The following is a 16,225-nucleotide window of genomic DNA, read 5'->3' on the forward strand; positions in this document are numbered from 1 at the left end:
GTATCAGCTGGCCAGTGCCTTCGACGCCAGCCAGAACAGGCCGGCCGACAGGCCCACGGTTGCCGGCAGGGTCAGGACCCAGGCCAGCAGGATGGTTTTGACGGTGCCGCCCTGCAGGCCGCTTTTGTTGGCGACCATGGTGCCGGCCACGCCCGAAGACAGAACGTGGGTGGTGGACACCGGCAGGCTGAAGATGTTGGCCATGCCGATCAGGCTCGCCGTCGTGATCTGCGCCGACATGCCCTGGGAGTAAGTCATGCCTTGCTTGCCGATCTTCTCGCCGATGGTCAGTACCACGCGTTTCCAGCCGACCATGGTACCGAGGCCCAGGGCCAGTGCGACCGCCAGGATTACCCAGAACGGAGCGTATTCGGTGGTGGTGGTCAGGTCTTTGCGCAGTTTGTCCAGGTCAGCCTTTTCACGGGCCGCGAGGCTTGGCAGTTTGCTGACTTTCTTGGCCGTGTCGTCCAGGCAGAGCAGGTAGCGACGCACTTCGATGCGGCTTTCCGCCGACAACGAGTGGTAATCGGCCACACCTTTAAGGGTGTCGAGCAGGGCGGAAATAGTCGGTTCGGTCTGTTTCGGGTTGCAACGGAATTTCTCCGGCAGATCGCCTTCCACGCTTTTGCCCAGTGCCAGGAACTCGCCCAGCGTATCGGCATTGCGTTTGTAGAACTGGCTCAGGTGCAGGGTCGCATCGCGAGTCCGTTCGATCTGGTACGTGGTGCTGCCCAGGTCGAGCACGAACTGCGCCGGCACGATACCGATCAGCACCAGCATGATCAGGCCGATACCTTTCTGACCATCGTTGGAACCGTGCACGAAGCTCACGGCCATGGCCGAGATCACCAGCACCAGGCGGTTCCAGAAAGGTGGATGCTTCTTGTCGTCGATCTTGCGGCGCTGTTCCGGCGTCTTGTGCATCTTCGACAGCGGACGCCACCATTTAAGGCCGATCAGAATCAGCGCGGCGACCAGGAAGCCGGCCATTGGCGAGAACACCAGGGAGGCACCGATATCGATCGCCTTCTGCCAGTTCACACCATCGGCCAACGGAATGTCGTTGATCAGGGCGTTGGCCAGGCCGACCCCGAGGATCGAACCGATCAGCGTGTGGGAGCTGGAGGCCGGGATACCGAAGTACCAGGTGCCCAGGTTCCAGGTGATGGCGGCGGCGAGCAACGAGAACACCATGGCCAGCCCGTGACCGGTGTTCACATTGATCAGCAGTTCTACCGGCAGCAGGTGGACGATGGCATACGCCACGCCGACACCGCCCAGCAGCACGCCAAGAAAGTTGAACACACCGGAAAAGAACACGGCCAGATGAGGCGGCATGGCTTTGGTGTAGATAACAGTGGCCACCGCGTTTGCAGTGTCATGAAAGCCGTTGATGAACTCGAAGGCGAGGACAAAGGCGAGGGCGAGCAAGAGGCTCACAAGCACCCAAGCATCCAGTCCGCTGAATAAATCGATCATGAAGGTTTTCTGACCCGGTCATAAGGGGGCGCGATTATGCCAGAAAAGACTGCTAATCGATGCACTAGCTGCTCATCGGTAACATTCTTCAACGAATTAGTTTGCGGCAATAGCCCAGGCGCCGGGCTTTTACCGGGTTTTGCAAGTCGTTGAATTTCTTTGGAAAGCCCGCAGGCACAAGGTTTTCTCTCTTGTAGGCGAGAGGTTTGAACGCTTGTGTGAAATATCTGAGAAGAGGGCCAGACATGAGCCATTTGCCTCATCAGATGGATGAGGAGGCCGCTGCCCGCTCGTAGCGGGCGCGAATGGCAACATCATTGCTTCCCGCTTTTAACGGGGGCAGGCGCGGGCCCTTGAAAGGAATCAGGCCGGAGCAATCATGGCTCTTCGGCTTTGAGTTCCTTTTCCATCTTCTGCAATTCCTGGGAAAAAGCCTGGTCCTGAACGGTGGCGCGTTTACGCCAGGGTTTGCGTTCCGGTTCGGGCTGAGCGGCGTAGGTGGTGACTTCCCCGCCGTAAACTTCCTTGTAACGTTGTTCCTGGCGCTCAAGTTCCGCGCGCAGTTCGTCTTTCGTCACAGTGCTACCTGTATGGGTTGAGATTAATTCTGGTAAATCGCGCTGCAGCAAATGCATTGACCACGCTCGCCGAAAGGACAATGCCCGCAAAGGCATCGTTTTACGACACGGCAATCAATACTTCCATGTTGCAGGCGGCCACGGCACCAGAGCAAAACGGCTGACGTAGCATCAGATTCCTGTTTCAGCGAGCGCGCTGGCGGAGCATATGAAATGAACGACAGGCACTTGCTGCGGGCAGCCGCGATGGAACATCGTGCTGCCGGGTGACGCAATCGGCAAGTAAAAACCGAGGGGTCACTGAGTTGCATTATAGCGGTCGATTTGCAGAACACTATCGCCAAAGAGTTAAAAATGAATGGCAATGTGTGATTGTTTTGTTACTTGAAAGTTTTGCCGTCACTTAGCAGTGATGTCTTTCTGGCGTCATTAAGCCGAACAAGTTAAAGAATACATGGGGTGCTTTAACGGCGGGTTCAAGCAAAGGTAAAACATATAATAGAGGGCGCGAGCCGAAACCTGCACAGCGACTGTCGCGTCCATAGGGCTGATTGCGATTATCGGTCGGCCGTTCGATAATCGCCCGATCTTGGCTGCCTGTGGCTTGTGCGCCGAACCCGGGGCCGCATGTAATAGCCTTCGCCGATCCGTGTGGGAAAAGGACCTGATATGAACGAGCAAATGCGCAATTCCTTCGCTTCAGTAGCGCCGCCGATAGTCGCGTCGCCCGCCAAGCGGATCCAGGCCCTGACCGGCGACCCGGATTTCATGACGTCCCTGGCCCGTGGCCTGGCCGTGGTGCAAGCGTTTCAGGAGCGCAAACGGCATTTGACCATCGCCCAGATCAGTCACCGCACGGAAATTCCCCGCGCCGCTGTGCGACGTTGCCTGCACACCCTGATCAAACTCGGCTACGCCACCACCGACGGTCGCACCTATTCGCTGCTGCCCAAAGTGCTGACCCTCGGCCATGCCTATCTGTCCTCGACCCCGCTGGCGGTGTCGGCCCAGCCTTACCTCGACCGTATGAGCGAGCAACTTCATGAGGCCTGCAACATGGCCACGCTGGAAGGCGACGACATTTTGTACATCGCCCGCTCGGCGACCACTCAGCGTCTGATCTCGGTGGACCTGTCGGTGGGCGGACGCTTGCCCGCCTATTGCACCTCCATGGGCAGGATTCTTCTCGCGGCACTGGACGACACGTCGCTGCGCGAATACCTCGACCATGCCGACCTGCAAGCCAAGACCAGTCGCACTCTGCATACCCCCGAAGCGTTGCTCGAGTGCCTGCAGGAAGTACGGCAACAAGGCTGGTGCATCGTCGATCAGGAACTGGAACAAGGCCTGCGCTCGATTGCCGTTCCGGTGTACGACGCTTCCGGGCAAGTGGTGGCGGCGCTCAACGTCAGCACGCACGCCGGCCGGGTCAGCCGCAACGAGCTGGAGCAACGGTTCCTGCCGGGTCTGCTGGCGGCCAGCCGCAACCTCAGCGCCCAGCTGTTTGCCTAAGCTGTTCGGTAATCGCCCAGACTCGCGTTTAACGAATTGACGCACTTTCCCCAGGATCACTAATGTCGCGGCAGCGCCAGCCTAGGCTGGCACCTGTCCGACTGCGTTCTTGCGTGGAATAAAAATAATGAACCAGCCTCAGTCTGCTGTAGGAAACTGCCTCGACGTGCAGTCCTTCATCAATGCTCAACCCATTTCGCGCTACCAGTGGCGAGTGGTGATCCTGTGTTTCCTGATTGTCTTCCTCGATGGCCTCGACACCGCGGCCATGGGCTTCATCGCGCCGGCACTGTCCCAGGACTGGGGCATCGATCGCGCCAGCCTCGGCCCGGTGATGAGTGCGGCGTTGATCGGCATGGTCTTCGGCGCACTGGGTTCCGGCCCCTTGGCTGATCGCTTCGGGCGAAAAGTCGTACTGGTGGGCGCCGTGTTGTTGTTCGGCGCCTTCAGCCTGGCGTCGGCTTACAGCACCAATGTCGATCAATTGCTGGTGCTGCGCTTCCTGACCGGCCTGGGCCTCGGTGCCGGTATGCCGAACGCCACGACGTTGCTGTCGGAATACACCCCGGAGCGCAAAAAATCCCTGCTGGTGACCAGCATGTTCTGCGGCTTCAACCTCGGCATGGCCGGTGGCGGGTTTATTTCGGCCAAGCTGATTCCGGCGTTCGGCTGGCACAGCCTGTTGCTGATCGGCGGAGTTCTGCCGCTGATCCTCACCGTCGTTTTGCTGCTCTGGCTGCCGGAATCGGCGCGTTACCTGGTTGTGCGCAATCGCGGCACCGACAAGGTACGCAAGGCGCTGGCGCCGATCGATCCGAGCGTTGTCGCTCAGGCATCCAGCTTCAGTGTGCCGGAACAGAAAACCGTGAAGGCGCGCAACGTGTTTGCGGTGATCTTCTCCGGCACTTACAGCACCGGCACCTTGCTGTTGTGGCTGACCTACTTCATGGGCCTGGTGATCGTTTATCTGCTGACCAGTTGGCTGCCGACGCTGATGCGTGACAGCGGCGCGAGCATGGAGCAAGCGGCGTTTATCGGTGCGCTGTTCCAGTTCGGCGGCGTGTTGAGCGCCGTGGGTGTGGGTTGGGCGATGGACCGGTTCAATCCGCACAAAGTCATCGGTACTTTCTACTTGCTGGCCGGGGTGTTTGCCTACGCAGTTGGGCAGAGCCTGGGCAACATCACGCTGTTGGCAACCCTGGTGCTGGTGGCGGGGATGTGTGTCAACGGCGCGCAATCGGCGATGCCTTCTTTGGCGGCGCGGTTTTATCCGACTCAAGGGCGGGCGACGGGGGTGTCGTGGATGCTCGGGATTGGTCGCTTTGGCGCGATCCTCGGGGCGTGGATGGGCGCGACGTTGCTGGGGTTGGGCTGGAACTTTGAACAAGTGCTGACGGCGCTGGTGATTCCGGCGGCTTTGGCGACCACGGCGGTGGTGATCAAGGGCATGGTCAGCCATGCGGATGCGACCTGAGTCCAGGTTTCAGGATCTTCAGTGGGTTTGATGGACTCTTCGCGGGCAAGCCTCGCTCCTACGGGTAATCACTGAACCTGTAGGAGCGAGGCTTGCCCGCGAAGCTTTTTGGGATCGGTAGCCAAACAACAATCTGTTCGATAAACGAACACTCAGTCGATTATCGGATTGTTTGGCGTTTTTATGGGGCTTACTCTCTAGTCATTCCGGCGCGCGCATCGCGCCTTTTTCTACCACTGTCGGTTCATAACAAAACGGGAGCCTGCCCCATGGCTGAAATCCTTTCGCTGCACGACGCGGTGAAGCAATTCGTTAACGACGGCGATACCGTTGCGCTCGAAGGCTTCACTCACCTGATCCCTACGGCGGCAGGTCACGAAATCATTCGTCAGGGCAAGAAAGATCTGACGCTGGTACGGATGACGCCTGACCTGATCTACGACCAGTTGATCGGCGCCGGTTGTGCTCGCAAGCTGATTTTCTCCTGGGGCGGCAACCCGGGCGTGGGTTCGCTGCACCGTCTGCGTGATGCGGTCGAGAAGCAGTGGCCGCACCCGCTGGAAATCGAAGAACACAGCCACGCCGACCTGGCGAACGCCTACGTCGCTGGTGCATCCGGCCTGCCGTTCGCGGTGCTGCGTGCCTACGCCGGTTCCGACCTGCCGAAGGTCAACCCGCTGATCAAATCCGTTACCTGCCCGTTCACCGGCGAAGTGTTGGCCGCCGTGCCTTCGGTGCGTCCGGACATCACCGTGATTCACGCGCAGAAAGCCGACCGTAAAGGCAACGTACTGCTCTGGGGCATCCTCGGCGTGCAAAAAGAAGCCGCACTGGCCGCCAAGCGTTGCATCGTCACCGTTGAAGAAATCGTCGACGACCTCAACGCACCGATGAACTCCTGCGTGCTGCCGACCTGGGCGTTGAGCGCGGTCTGCCACGTTCCCGGCGGTGCGCATCCGTCCTACGCCCACGGCTACAACGAGCGTGACAACCGTTTCTACCAGGCCTGGGACCCGATTGCCCGCGACCGTGAAACCTTCACCGCGTGGATCAACGAGTACATCCATGGCTGCGCTGACTTCAGCGAGTTCCAGGCCAAGCTGGCCGCTGCTTCGGAGGCGAAGTAATGACTTACACCACCAATGAAATGATGACCGTTGCCGCCGCTCGCCGACTGAAGAACGGTTCGGTGTGCTTCGTTGGCATCGGCCTACCGTCGAAAGCGGCCAACCTGGCGCGGCTGACGTCCTCGCCCGACGTAGTCCTGATCTATGAATCGGGTCCGATCGGTGCCAAGCCGAGTGTATTGCCGCTGTCGATTGGTGACGGTGAACTGGCGGAAACCGCTGACACCGTGGTCCCGACCGGTGAGATTTTTCGCTACTGGTTGCAGGGCGGGCGCATCGACGTCGGTTTTCTCGGCGCCGCGCAAGTCGACCGCTTCGGCAACATCAACACCACGGTAGTCGGCGATTATCACGCACCGAAAGTCCGTCTGCCGGGCGCCGGTGGCGCGCCGGAAATCGCCGGTTCGGCCAAAAGCGTGTTGATCATCCTTAAACAGTCGTCGCGTTCCTTCGTCGACAAGCTCGACTTCATCACTTCGGTCGGCCATGGCGAGGGCGGCGATTCGCGCAAGCGTTTGGGTCTGCCGGGCGCCGGTCCGGTCGGCATCATTACCGACCTGTGCATCATGGAACCGGAAGCGGGCACCCATGAATTCGTGGTCACGGCGTTGCACCCTGGCGTGACCCGCGAGCAAGTGGTTGCGGCCACCGGTTGGGCGATTCGTTTCGCTGACACTGTTGAACACACCGCCGAGCCGACCGAGGTTGAACTCAAGGCACTCAGGGATCTGGAAGCCCGCACTGCCGCCGCCCACGGCCAAGCACCCGGAGAAGCGTGATGCGTGACGTTTATATCTGCGACGCGATTCGCACCCCCATCGGCCGTTTCGGCGGTGGCCTGTCGGCGGTTCGCGCCGACGACCTGGCCGCCGTGCCGATCAAGGCCTTGATGGAGCGCAACCCGTCGGTGGACTGGAACGCCGTGGACGAGGTGTTCCTCGGCTGCGCCAACCAGGCCGGTGAAGACAATCGCAACGTGGCGCGCATGGCGCTGCTGTTGGCGGGCCTGCCGGAAACCATTCCGGGCGTGACCCTCAATCGCCTCTGCGCTTCGGGCATGGATGCCATCGGCACCGCGTTCCGCGCCATCGCCAGCGGTGAAATGGAACTGGCGATTGCCGGCGGCGTCGAGTCGATGTCCCGCGCACCGTTCGTGATGGGCAAGGCCGATGCGGCGTTCTCGCGCAACATGAAGCTGGAAGACACCACCATCGGCTGGCGTTTCATCAACCCGTTGATGAAAGCGCAATACGGTGTCGATGCGATGCCGCAGACCGCCGACAACGTGGCGGACGATTACGAAGTGTCCCGCGAGGATCAGGACGCGTTCGCCCTGCGCAGTCAGCAGCGGACAGCCGCCGCGCAAGCTGCAGGATTTTTCGCGGAAGAAATCGTTGAAGTGCGGATTGCCCACAAGAAGGGTGAAACCGTCGTCAGCCAGGACGAACATCCTCGCGCCGACACCACGCTGGAAACCCTGGCCAAACTGAAACCGGTCAACGGTCCCGACAAAACCGTCACCGCCGGCAATGCGTCGGGTGTGAACGACGGCGCGGCGGCACTGATTCTGGCCTCGGCCGACGCGGTGAAGAAACACGGTTTGACCGCTCGCGCCAAAGTGCTGGGCATGTCCAGCGCCGGTGTCGCACCGCGTGTCATGGGCATTGGCCCGGTGCCGGCAGTGCGCAAACTGACCGAACGCCTCGGCCTGGCGGTCAGCGATTTCGATGTGATCGAACTCAACGAAGCCTTCGCCAGCCAAGGCTTGGCGGTGCTGCGTGAACTGGGCCTGGCGGACGACGCGGCGCAGGTCAACCCGAACGGTGGCGCCATTGCCTTGGGCCATCCGTTGGGCATGAGCGGTGCGCGCCTGGTGTTGACGGCGTTGCATCAGCTGGAAAAAACCGGTGGCAAGAAAGGTCTGGCGACCATGTGCGTCGGCGTTGGCCAGGGTCTGGCCTTGGCCATCGAACGGGTCTGACCCACAGCAGTGACAATAAGAACTGAGGAAAGCGAAATGACTGACAAGCCTGGTTACCGTCGCCCGCAGGAAGGCACCCAGCCGGAGTACCTGCACCCGACGTATCAATCCACCAATCGTCGCTCACCGTCGAAGCCGTTGGTGTTTTTGCCTCATTCGTTGTCGGAAATTACCGGTCCGACCATCGGCGCCGAACGCGTCAACGAGAAGGACAATGACCTGACCGCCCAGCACAAGGGCGAGCCGCTGGGCGAGCGCATCATCATTCACGGCCGCGTGCTGGATGAAAACGGTCTGCCGGTGCCGGGGATTCTGGTGGAGATCTGGCAGGCCAACGCCGCCGGTCGCTACAACCATGCCCGCGACCTGCACGACGCGCCGCTGGACCCGAATTTCACCGGCACCGGCCGCACCGTGACCGACGCCGATGGCTGGTATCAATTCCAGACCATCAAGCCCGGCGCTTACCCGTGGGGCAACCACCACAATGCCTGGCGTCCGGCGCACATCCATTTTTCGCTGTTCGGGCCGAGCATCCTGACGCGCCTCGTCACGCAGATGTATTTCCCCGGCGACCCGTTGCTGGCGTACGACCCGATCTACAACTGCGTGCCCGATACCAGCGCCAAAGAGCGCTTGATCGCCAGTTTTGACCTGGAAAAAACCATCCCTTCCTATGCCCTCGGTTACCGCTGGGACATCGTATTGCGCGGCCGCGACGCCACGCCGATGGAGAAATAAGATGACGCTGACTGCGACCACGTCCCACACCGTCGGGCCGTATTACCACATCGGCCTGACCTGGCTGAACCGCGAAAACCTGACCGTCGAACAAACCCTGGGCGAGCGCGTGGCGATCACCGGGCAAGTCATCGACGGCAACGGTGACATCGTCAACGATGCGATGCTGGAAGTCTGGCAGGCCAACGCCGCCGGCAAGTACGACCATCCCGAAGACGATCAGGCCAAACCGCTGGACCCGAACTTCGAAGGCTTTGGCCGGATCCCGGTGGATGCCGAAGGGCGCTTCCGCTTCACCACGATCAAGCCGGGCACGGTGGAAGGCCTGAAAGGTTCGACCCAGGCGCCACACCTGGTGGTGCTGGTGTTTGCTCGCGGGCTGGTGAAGCACTTGCTGACGCGGATTTACTTTGATGGCGAACCGGCCAACGTCGCCGACCCGCTGTTGGAGTGCGTGCCGGCCGAGCGTCGCAATACCTTGCTGGCGAAGCAGGATGCGACCGGTGTTTACCAGTGGAATGTGATTCTGCAAGGCACGGATGCGGAGACGGTGTTCTTCGATTATTGAGTTGGCTTGAGATCATTCGCGGGCAAGCCTCGCTCCTACAGGTTTTGTGCCGTTCACAAAATGTGATGACCAATTCAAAACCTGTAGGAGCGAGGCTTGCCCGCGAAGGCGTCCATAAGTACGCCACCAAATGTTCTTGTGGAACGGGACTGTTGCAAAGTGTGTCTAGACTCTCACTGTCCCCATTGAGTGAAAAACAATGACAACGCCAATCGCTTCAACCGCGCTATACACCGGCGAAGAGCGCAGCAAACGGATCTTCGCGATTGTCGGCGCCTCGTCCGGCAACCTCGTCGAATGGTTCGACTTCTACGTCTACGCCTTCTGTGCGATCTATTTCGCACCCGCCTTTTTCCCGTCCGACAACCCCACGGTGCAGTTGGTCAACACCGCGGGCGTGTTTGCCGCCGGGTTCCTGATGCGCCCGATTGGCGGCTGGATTTTCGGTCGCGTTGCGGACAAGCACGGGCGCAAGAATTCGATGCTGATATCGATTCTGATGATGTGCTTCGGTTCGTTGCTCATCGCCTGCCTGCCGACCTACAAGGATATCGGCGTCTGGGCGCCGATCATGCTGCTGTTCGCCCGTTTGCTCCAGGGCCTGTCGGTGGGCGGCGAATACGGCACCACCGCCACCTACATGAGCGAAGTCGCCCTCAAGGGCCAGCGCGGTTTCTTTGCCTCGTTTCAGTACGTCACACTGATCGGCGGGCAGTTGCTGGCGGTGTCGCTGGTGGTGGTGCTGCAACAGTTCCTCACCGAGGATGACCTGCGTGCCTACGGCTGGCGGATTCCGTTCGTGGTTGGTGCCATGGCGGCATTGGTTTCGCTGTACCTGCGTCGTTCGCTGAAAGAAACCACCAGCAAGGAAATGCGCGAGAACAAGGACGCCGGCAGCATCCGCGCGCTGTTCCGCGACCATAAGGCCGCGTTCATTACCGTGCTCGGTTACACCGCAGGCGGCTCGCTGATTTTCTACACCTTCACCACGTACATGCAGAAGTACCTGGTGAACACCGCCGGCATGCATGCCAAGACCGCCAGCTACATCATGACCGGCGCTCTGTTCCTTTATATGTGCATGCAGCCGATCTTCGGCATGCTCTCGGACAGGATCGGCCGCCGGAGCTCGATGCTGTGGTTTGGCGCACTCGGCACGCTGTGCACCGTGCCGATTCTGCTCAGCCTGAAAAGCGTCACCAGTCCGTTCATGGCCTTCGTGCTCATTACCCTGGCGCTGGCGATTGTCAGTTTCTACACCTCGATCAGCGGTCTGGTAAAAGCCGAAATGTTCCCGCCCGAGGTGCGTGCATTGGGTGTTGGCCTGGCTTACGCGGTGGCGAATGCAATATTCGGTGGTTCAGCGGAGTATGTAGCCTTGAGCCTCAAAGCGGTCGGCATGGAAAACTCCTTCTACTGGTACGTGACGTTGATGATGGCGATAGCGTTCCTGTTCAGCCTGCGTCTGCCCAAACATGCGAAGTATCTAGAAAACGACCTTTGATCCACACCCGCGGGCCCAAGCGGCCCGCGCCTCCAGGGACTGTTTATGAACCAGCGACCGGGCAATCAATTGTTCGATGCCTATTTCACTGCGCGCGATATGCGTGAGGTGTTTTGCGATCAGGGCCGGGTTCAGGCCATGCTCGATTTCGAAGCGGCGCTGGCCCGCGCCGAGGCGCATGTCGGGTTGATTCCGCAGACGGCGGTGGCACCTATCGAAGCGGCTTGCCGCGCCGGGCACTACGATTTCGCCGCCCTCGGCGAGGCGATTGCCACGGCCGGTAATTCGGCGATTCCACTGGTGAAGGCGTTGGGCAAACAGATCGCGACCACCGATGCCGACGCCGAGCGCTATGTGCATCTGGGCGCCACCAGCCAGGACGTGATGGACACCGGCCTGGTGCTGCAATTGCGCCGGGCGCTGGAACTGATTGAGAGCGATCTGACGCAATTGGGTGAAACCCTTTCAACGCAAGCCCAGCGTTATGTCGCCACGCCGCTGGCCGGTCGCACCTGGTTGCAGCACGCAACGCCGGTCACCTTGGGCATGAAGATCGCCGGATGGCTGGGCGCCGTCACCCGCAGCCGTCAACGCCTGCAAGAACTCAAACCGCGCCTGCTGGTGCTGCAATTCGGCGGCGCCTCCGGGACCCTCGCGGCCCTCGGTGCGCAAGCGCTGCCGATTGCCGACGCGCTGGCCACGGAGCTGCACCTGACGTTGCCCGACCAACCGTGGCACACGCAACGCGACCGCTTGGTGGAATTCGGTTCGGTGCTGGGATTGATCGCCGGCAGCCTCGGCAAGCTCGGTCGTGACATCAGCCTGTTGATGCAGACTGAAGCGGGCGAAGTGTTCGAGCCCTCGGCGCCGGGCAAGGGCGGTTCGTCGACCATGCCGCACAAACGCAACCCGGTGGGCGCCGCCGTGCTGATCGGCGCCGCAACACGGGTTCCCGGTCTGCTCTCGACCCTGTTCAGTGCGATGCCGCAAGAGCACGAGCGCAGCCTCGGCCTGTGGCATGCCGAGTGGGAAACCCTGCCGGAGATTTGCTGCCTGGTGTCCGGCAGCCTCAAGCAGGCATTGCTGGTGGCAGACGGACTGGAAGTGGACGCCGAACGCATGGCCCGCAACCTCGACCTGACCCAAGGCCTGGTGCTGGCCGAAGCGGTGAGCATCGTCCTTGCGCAACGGGTCGGCCGCGACACCGCGCATCATTTACTGGAGCAGTGCTGCAAGCGCGCCGTGGCCGAGCAACGGCATTTGCGCGCGGTGCTGGGCGACGAGCCGCACGTGACCGCCGAGCTCTCGGCCGCTGAACTCGATCATCTGCTGGACCCCGCTCACTACCTCGGACAGGCCCGTACCTGGGTCGAGCGAGCGGTGGCTGAACATTCTGCGTTAACTGCCTGAAGGAGACTGCTGTGGCTTTCGTACAACTCGCCGAGGGCGAACTGCACTACCAAATTGAAGGGCCGCACTTCGATGGCCCGGTCGATGCGCCGGTGCTGGTGCTGTCCAACTCGCTGGGCACCGACCTGCACATGTGGGACGCGCAAATTGCCGCGTTCACCGAGCATTTCCGGGTGCTGCGTTTCGATACCCGTGGCCACGGCAAATCCCTGGTCACGCCGGGGCCCTACAGCATCGAGCAACTGGGCCGAGACGTGCTGGCGCTGCTGGATGCGTTGCACATTGAGAAGGCGCATTTCTGTGGTCTGTCGATGGGCGGCCTGATCGGCCAGTGGCTGGGCATCAATGCCGGTGATCGATTGAACAAACTGGTGGTGTGCAACACCGCCGCGAAAATCGGCGACCCGTCGATCTGGAACCCGCGCATCGAGACCGTGTTGCGTGATGGCGCGGCGGCCATGGTTGCGCTGCGCGATGCGTCGATTGCGCGCTGGTTTACCCCGGACTTTTCCGAGGCCAATCCGGCGGCGGCGAAACGGATTACCGACATGCTCGCGGCCACTTCACCGCAAGGCTACGCAGCCAATTGCGCTGCCGTACGCGATGCCGATTTCCGTGATCAGCTGTCCTCGATCAAGGTGCCGCTGCTGGTGATCGCCGGCACCGAAGACGCGGTCACGCCGCCGTCCGGTGGGCACTTCATCCAGGAACATGTGGCAGGTGCCGAGTACGCCGAGTTCTACGCGGCGCACCTGTCCAACGTGCAGGCCGGCGATGCGTTCAGTGATCGCGTTCTCGCTTTTTTGCTGGGCCATTGAGGGGAACATCCGTGGACGAGAAACAACGTTACGACGAGGGCATGAACGTACGTCGCGCAGTCCTCGGCGACGCCCATGTCGACCGCAGCCTGAACGCGCTGACCGAGTTCAATTCGGAGTTTCAGGAGATGATCACCCGCCACGCGTGGGGCGACATCTGGACCCGCCCGGGCCTGCCGCGCCATACCCGCAGCCTGATCACCATCGCCATGTTGATCGGCATGAACCGTGAGGGTGAACTCAAGTTGCACCTGCGCGCCGCCGCCAACAATGGCGTGACCCGTGGCGAGATCAAGGAAGTGATCATGCAGAGCGCCATCTACTGCGGCATCCCGGCGGCGAATGCGACGTTTCATTTGGCCGAGTCGGTTTGGGATGAGTTGGGCGTCGAGTCCCGGGAATAATGTTCGCGATTTGCGGTGCATGAATTGACGCCTTCGCGGGCAAGCCTCGCTCCTACAGAGGTTGTGATAATCCTGTAGGAGCGAGGCTTGCCCGCGAAGGCAATGTCATGTGTTACACCGTCGCGACGATGAATATGCGCTTGAACGGAAACAGCGTTCGCCCGTCGCTCTCCGGCGGGTAATGCGCGTGTATGCGCATCAGGTAGTGGTAAATGAAGCGCGCCTGTTCGTCGGCCTTGAGTCCCTGCATCACTGCCCGTAGCGCCGAGACCTTGACCCAGTCATAGATCGGCGTATGGCCGCGGACCACTTGCAATTGCTCGGTCTCCCAGATGTCCAGGGTTTCGGTGATCGGGGCGAGCAAGCGGTAGTAATCTTCCAGCGACAAGAGCGTTCGTGCGGCCATTGCCTCGCGCAGTTGCGCCGTGCCTAACGGTTGACCACAAGCCCCTGCGTCTTCCAGCGTGTCGAGCACCAACCGATACCACAACGCATCCCGCCAGTCGGGCATGTGCGCTGCCAGGCAACCGCCTGGATTGAGCATCCCGAGCAGTCGCGGCAGCAGTTGATGGTGATCCTTGATGAAGTGCAAAACGGCTGCGGCGAACAGCAGGTCTGCTGGCTGTTCGGGCTGCCAGTCGAGCAGGTCACACTGTTTCCACGATGCCTTGATGGGCAGAAGGCGGGCTTCGTCGAGCATTTGTCCGGAGCTGTCGATGCCCTGCAACTGAGCGCGAGGCCAACGCTTGGCCAACAGTTGCGTGGCGATGCCGGTGCCGCACCCCAGGTCATAAATGCGTTGGGGTGATTTGAGTTCGACACGACCGAGCAATTCATTCACCGGTCGTTGCCTGAGGCGCGAAAACTGCTGGTACGCCTTGGCGTCCCAGTGCGTGCAGGCGCTCCCTGCCTTATCAAGTTTGACGCTCATGAGGTGGTCCTCTCTGGCGGTTACAGTTGTCTTCCGATGACGTTCAGGGTTTTCAGGACAACAGCCACACCTTTGCGCGTGTCCGGCTCGTTCAGCAGTTTGATCAAGGCGTAGACCCCCGGTGGTTCCGGGGCGGCGGCGACTTCGGCGCGGGCCATGCGCACGGCGTTACTGACGGTCCAGGTGGCTGCGGTAGCGTTTTCGAACAACCGCGCCAGTTTTTCCACCATGGCGGCGTCCAGCAGGTCGACCATGTCCGAGGTCAACGAGAGCAAATCGACAAGGTTATCCAGTCGCCCGCCATCGATCAGCGGTTTCAGTTTTGCCATCAAGGCATCGAGTCCCTCCGACCTGTCGGCCGTGCCGATGGCGAGGGTTTCATCTGTCAGGTTTGTCATTGTGTTTGTCTCCCAGAACCCGTCACAGCATGCCCCGGGCAACCGCCCAGTACAGGCCACGATTGAAGCCGTTTCTGAGCAGCCCACCGAGTTTGGTCGGTGGGGTCGGTTGAACATCGCAGCCGTAGTCGTACCACAGCGGCATGCCGGCATTGAGGCCCATTTGCGCGACGGCCTGAACCCGTCCGTCGTAGACATCGACGGGACCACCGAGGCGGATTTCAGCGGCAATGTTGTTGGCGATCACCGGTGCCTGGTTATGGCACGCGCCACCGGCCTTGCTCACCGGCAAATCGACGGTGTCGCCGATCACCCAGACGTTTTCCTGGCCATAGACTTGCAGGGTTTCATGGTTGGTGGGCAACCAGCCTTCATTATTGAGCGCTTGCGACGCTCCGGACTCCAGCACGGCATCCACGGCGCGGATCGGCGGCGTTACCATCAGGATGTCGTAGGGCTGAGAGTCGCCTTCTGCGGAGTAGGCGATTTTGCTGTCGGGATCGACACGATCCAGGGTGAACCCACGCTGAAAACGGATGTTTTTCTGCTCGAAAATACTCGGCAGAATTTCCCCTGTCGGTCGTTGCAGGAACAGGCAGTTACGCAGTAACTGAGCGGTTGTCGGGTAGGTGTAGATAATTTCCACCTTGTCCCGCACACCCCGACGCCGCAAATAATCATCGAGCATCAAGGTGGTTTCGACGGGCGCGATACCGCATTGATGCGGCACGTTGGGTGTTAGCGGGAAAGACACGGTAATGAAGATCCGGCCTTTTTCGATGGTGCTCAGCTTCTGCGCCAGTTGCCGGGCCGGATCGTATTGATAGAAGTGGTCGCCGGCTTCTTTCAAACCTTCGATACGTTCCGGGGCGGGCACGCAACCGGTGGCGATGACCAGAAAATCGTAGTCGTAGACTTTACCGCTGCGGGTCTTGAGGCGTTGCCCGGCGAAATCGAAACGCGTCACCTCTTCAACGTTGAAGGTGATTTCCGGGCGCAACAATGAGCGTTCCGGGCGTTTGAGTTCTTCCTGAAAAAACAGGTTGAACGCCACGTACATGAACGCAGGTTTGTAGTAGTGATCGGGGGAGTTGGACAGCAGGGTAATCAGGACTTCGCCGCGCAGGATTTCTGGATACAGCTTGTTGACCAGTTGATTGGCCAGCATGGTTCCACCGACGCCGCCACCGACGATAACTATTCGCTTGCTCATACCTGACCTCCGTGGTCATGGCAGCTTCGCGTACAGCATCCGGAGATAACGGAAGAAAATGGGGGCTCCTACATCAGGCTGGAGAAC

At 60.6% G+C, this 16,225-nt stretch carries 16 protein-coding genes; 11 read left to right on the plus strand and 5 right to left on the minus strand.

What is annotated here, in order from left to right:
• Positions 1-3 precede the first annotated feature (3 nt).
• Positions 4-1,479: an inorganic phosphate transporter gene (locus tag K5R88_RS27835; RefSeq protein ID WP_008025627.1), complete on the minus strand. Its 1,476-nt coding sequence runs from the start codon at positions 1,477-1,479 to the stop codon at positions 4-6.
• 377 nt (positions 1,480-1,856) lie between these two features.
• Complete coding sequence (locus K5R88_RS27840; RefSeq protein ID WP_007903846.1) at positions 1,857-2,057, minus strand: hypothetical protein; 201 nt, start codon at positions 2,055-2,057, stop codon at positions 1,857-1,859.
• Positions 2,058-2,726: 669 nt separating this feature from the next.
• Between K5R88_RS27840 and pcaR the strand changes: the two genes are divergently transcribed.
• The 11 genes from pcaR to pcaC all read left to right on the plus strand — a co-directional run bounded on the left by pcaR (position 2,727) and on the right by pcaC (position 13,596).
• Complete coding sequence (pcaR, locus tag K5R88_RS27845; RefSeq protein WP_008025635.1) at positions 2,727-3,569, plus strand: pca regulon transcriptional regulator PcaR; 843 nt, start codon at positions 2,727-2,729, stop codon at positions 3,567-3,569.
• A gap of 127 nt (positions 3,570-3,696) precedes the next feature.
• Complete coding sequence (locus tag K5R88_RS27850) at positions 3,697-5,043, plus strand: MFS transporter (RefSeq protein ID WP_226298741.1); 1,347 nt, start codon at positions 3,697-3,699, stop codon at positions 5,041-5,043.
• A 269-nt stretch (positions 5,044-5,312) separates the two neighbouring features.
• Positions 5,313-6,170, plus strand: a complete 858-nt coding sequence (locus tag K5R88_RS27855) for a CoA transferase subunit A (protein ID WP_008025638.1) — start codon at positions 5,313-5,315, stop codon at positions 6,168-6,170.
• On the plus strand, positions 6,170-6,949 hold the full coding sequence (locus K5R88_RS27860; protein WP_008025640.1) for a CoA-transferase subunit beta: 780 nt from the start codon (positions 6,170-6,172) through the stop codon (positions 6,947-6,949). The genes K5R88_RS27855 and K5R88_RS27860 overlap by 1 nt, the downstream gene beginning before the upstream one ends.
• The gene (pcaF, locus tag K5R88_RS27865) at positions 6,946-8,151 is read left to right on the plus strand and encodes a 3-oxoadipyl-CoA thiolase (protein ID WP_226298742.1); all 1,206 of its coding nucleotides are present in this window, start codon (positions 6,946-6,948) and stop codon (positions 8,149-8,151) included. The genes K5R88_RS27860 and pcaF overlap by 4 nt, the downstream gene beginning before the upstream one ends.
• Positions 8,152-8,187: 36 nt before the next feature.
• Positions 8,188-8,892: a protocatechuate 3,4-dioxygenase subunit beta gene (gene pcaH / locus K5R88_RS27870; protein ID WP_008039436.1), complete on the plus strand. Its 705-nt coding sequence runs from the start codon at positions 8,188-8,190 to the stop codon at positions 8,890-8,892.
• A gap of 1 nt (position 8,893) precedes the next feature.
• Positions 8,894-9,460 (plus strand): protocatechuate 3,4-dioxygenase subunit alpha, encoded by a 567-nt coding sequence (gene pcaG, locus K5R88_RS27875; protein WP_008025646.1) that lies wholly within the window; start codon positions 8,894-8,896, stop codon positions 9,458-9,460.
• 199 nt (positions 9,461-9,659) lie between these two features.
• Positions 9,660-10,964 carry an MFS family transporter gene (locus K5R88_RS27880; protein ID WP_226298743.1) on the plus strand — a complete coding sequence of 435 codons (1,305 nt, stop codon included), beginning with the start codon at positions 9,660-9,662 and terminating at the stop codon, positions 10,962-10,964.
• 45 nt (positions 10,965-11,009) lie between these two features.
• Complete coding sequence (locus K5R88_RS27885) at positions 11,010-12,374, plus strand: 3-carboxy-cis,cis-muconate cycloisomerase (protein WP_226298744.1); 1,365 nt, start codon at positions 11,010-11,012, stop codon at positions 12,372-12,374.
• An 11-nt stretch (positions 12,375-12,385) separates the two neighbouring features.
• Positions 12,386-13,192 (plus strand): 3-oxoadipate enol-lactonase, encoded by an 807-nt coding sequence (gene pcaD / locus K5R88_RS27890; RefSeq protein WP_223436409.1) that lies wholly within the window; start codon positions 12,386-12,388, stop codon positions 13,190-13,192.
• Positions 13,193-13,203: 11 nt separating this feature from the next.
• Positions 13,204-13,596 (plus strand): 4-carboxymuconolactone decarboxylase, encoded by a 393-nt coding sequence (pcaC, locus tag K5R88_RS27895; RefSeq protein WP_008025653.1) that lies wholly within the window; start codon positions 13,204-13,206, stop codon positions 13,594-13,596.
• A gap of 112 nt (positions 13,597-13,708) precedes the next feature.
• Here the strand turns inward: pcaC and K5R88_RS27900 are convergent, their stop codons facing one another.
• The 3 genes from K5R88_RS27900 to K5R88_RS27910 are packed head-to-tail and all read right to left on the minus strand — an operon-like array spanning position 13,709 to position 16,138.
• Positions 13,709-14,527, minus strand: a complete 819-nt coding sequence (locus K5R88_RS27900; protein ID WP_223450956.1) for a methyltransferase domain-containing protein — start codon at positions 14,525-14,527, stop codon at positions 13,709-13,711.
• 20 nt (positions 14,528-14,547) lie between these two features.
• A complete protein-coding gene (locus K5R88_RS27905; RefSeq protein WP_226298745.1) occupies positions 14,548-14,925 on the minus strand; it encodes a DUF1641 domain-containing protein in 378 nt (125 codons plus the stop codon).
• Between the two features lie 22 nt (positions 14,926-14,947).
• Positions 14,948-16,138: an NAD(P)/FAD-dependent oxidoreductase gene (locus K5R88_RS27910; RefSeq protein WP_226298746.1), complete on the minus strand. Its 1,191-nt coding sequence runs from the start codon at positions 16,136-16,138 to the stop codon at positions 14,948-14,950.
• Positions 16,139-16,225: the final 87 nt, after the last annotated feature.

It is taken from the genome of Pseudomonas sp. MM213, assembly GCF_020423045.1.
In the GTDB taxonomy this organism is placed as follows: domain Bacteria; phylum Pseudomonadota; class Gammaproteobacteria; order Pseudomonadales; family Pseudomonadaceae; genus Aquipseudomonas; species Aquipseudomonas migulae.

Bases quoted from the DNA above. Each gene is read 5' to 3' on its own strand.
- K5R88_RS27835 (WP_008025627.1), bottom strand. From the start codon at position 1,479: ATGATCGATTTATTCAGCGGACTGGATGCTTGGGTGCTTGTGAGCCTC.
- pcaR (WP_008025635.1), top strand. From the start codon at position 2,727: ATGAACGAGCAAATGCGCAATTCCTTCGCTTCAGTAGCGCCGCCGATA.
- K5R88_RS27850 (WP_226298741.1), top strand. From the start codon at position 3,697: ATGAACCAGCCTCAGTCTGCTGTAGGAAACTGCCTCGACGTGCAGTCC.
- K5R88_RS27855 (WP_008025638.1), top strand. From the start codon at position 5,313: ATGGCTGAAATCCTTTCGCTGCACGACGCGGTGAAGCAATTCGTTAAC.
- K5R88_RS27860 (WP_008025640.1), top strand. From the start codon at position 6,170: ATGACTTACACCACCAATGAAATGATGACCGTTGCCGCCGCTCGCCGA.
- pcaH (WP_008039436.1), top strand. From the start codon at position 8,188: ATGACTGACAAGCCTGGTTACCGTCGCCCGCAGGAAGGCACCCAGCCG.
- pcaG (WP_008025646.1), top strand. From the start codon at position 8,894: ATGACGCTGACTGCGACCACGTCCCACACCGTCGGGCCGTATTACCAC.
- K5R88_RS27880 (WP_226298743.1), top strand. From the start codon at position 9,660: ATGACAACGCCAATCGCTTCAACCGCGCTATACACCGGCGAAGAGCGC.
- K5R88_RS27885 (WP_226298744.1), top strand. From the start codon at position 11,010: ATGAACCAGCGACCGGGCAATCAATTGTTCGATGCCTATTTCACTGCG.
- K5R88_RS27900 (WP_223450956.1), bottom strand. From the start codon at position 14,527: ATGAGCGTCAAACTTGATAAGGCAGGGAGCGCCTGCACGCACTGGGAC.
- K5R88_RS27905 (WP_226298745.1), bottom strand. From the start codon at position 14,925: ATGACAAACCTGACAGATGAAACCCTCGCCATCGGCACGGCCGACAGG.
- K5R88_RS27910 (WP_226298746.1), bottom strand. From the start codon at position 16,138: ATGAGCAAGCGAATAGTTATCGTCGGTGGCGGCGTCGGTGGAACCATG.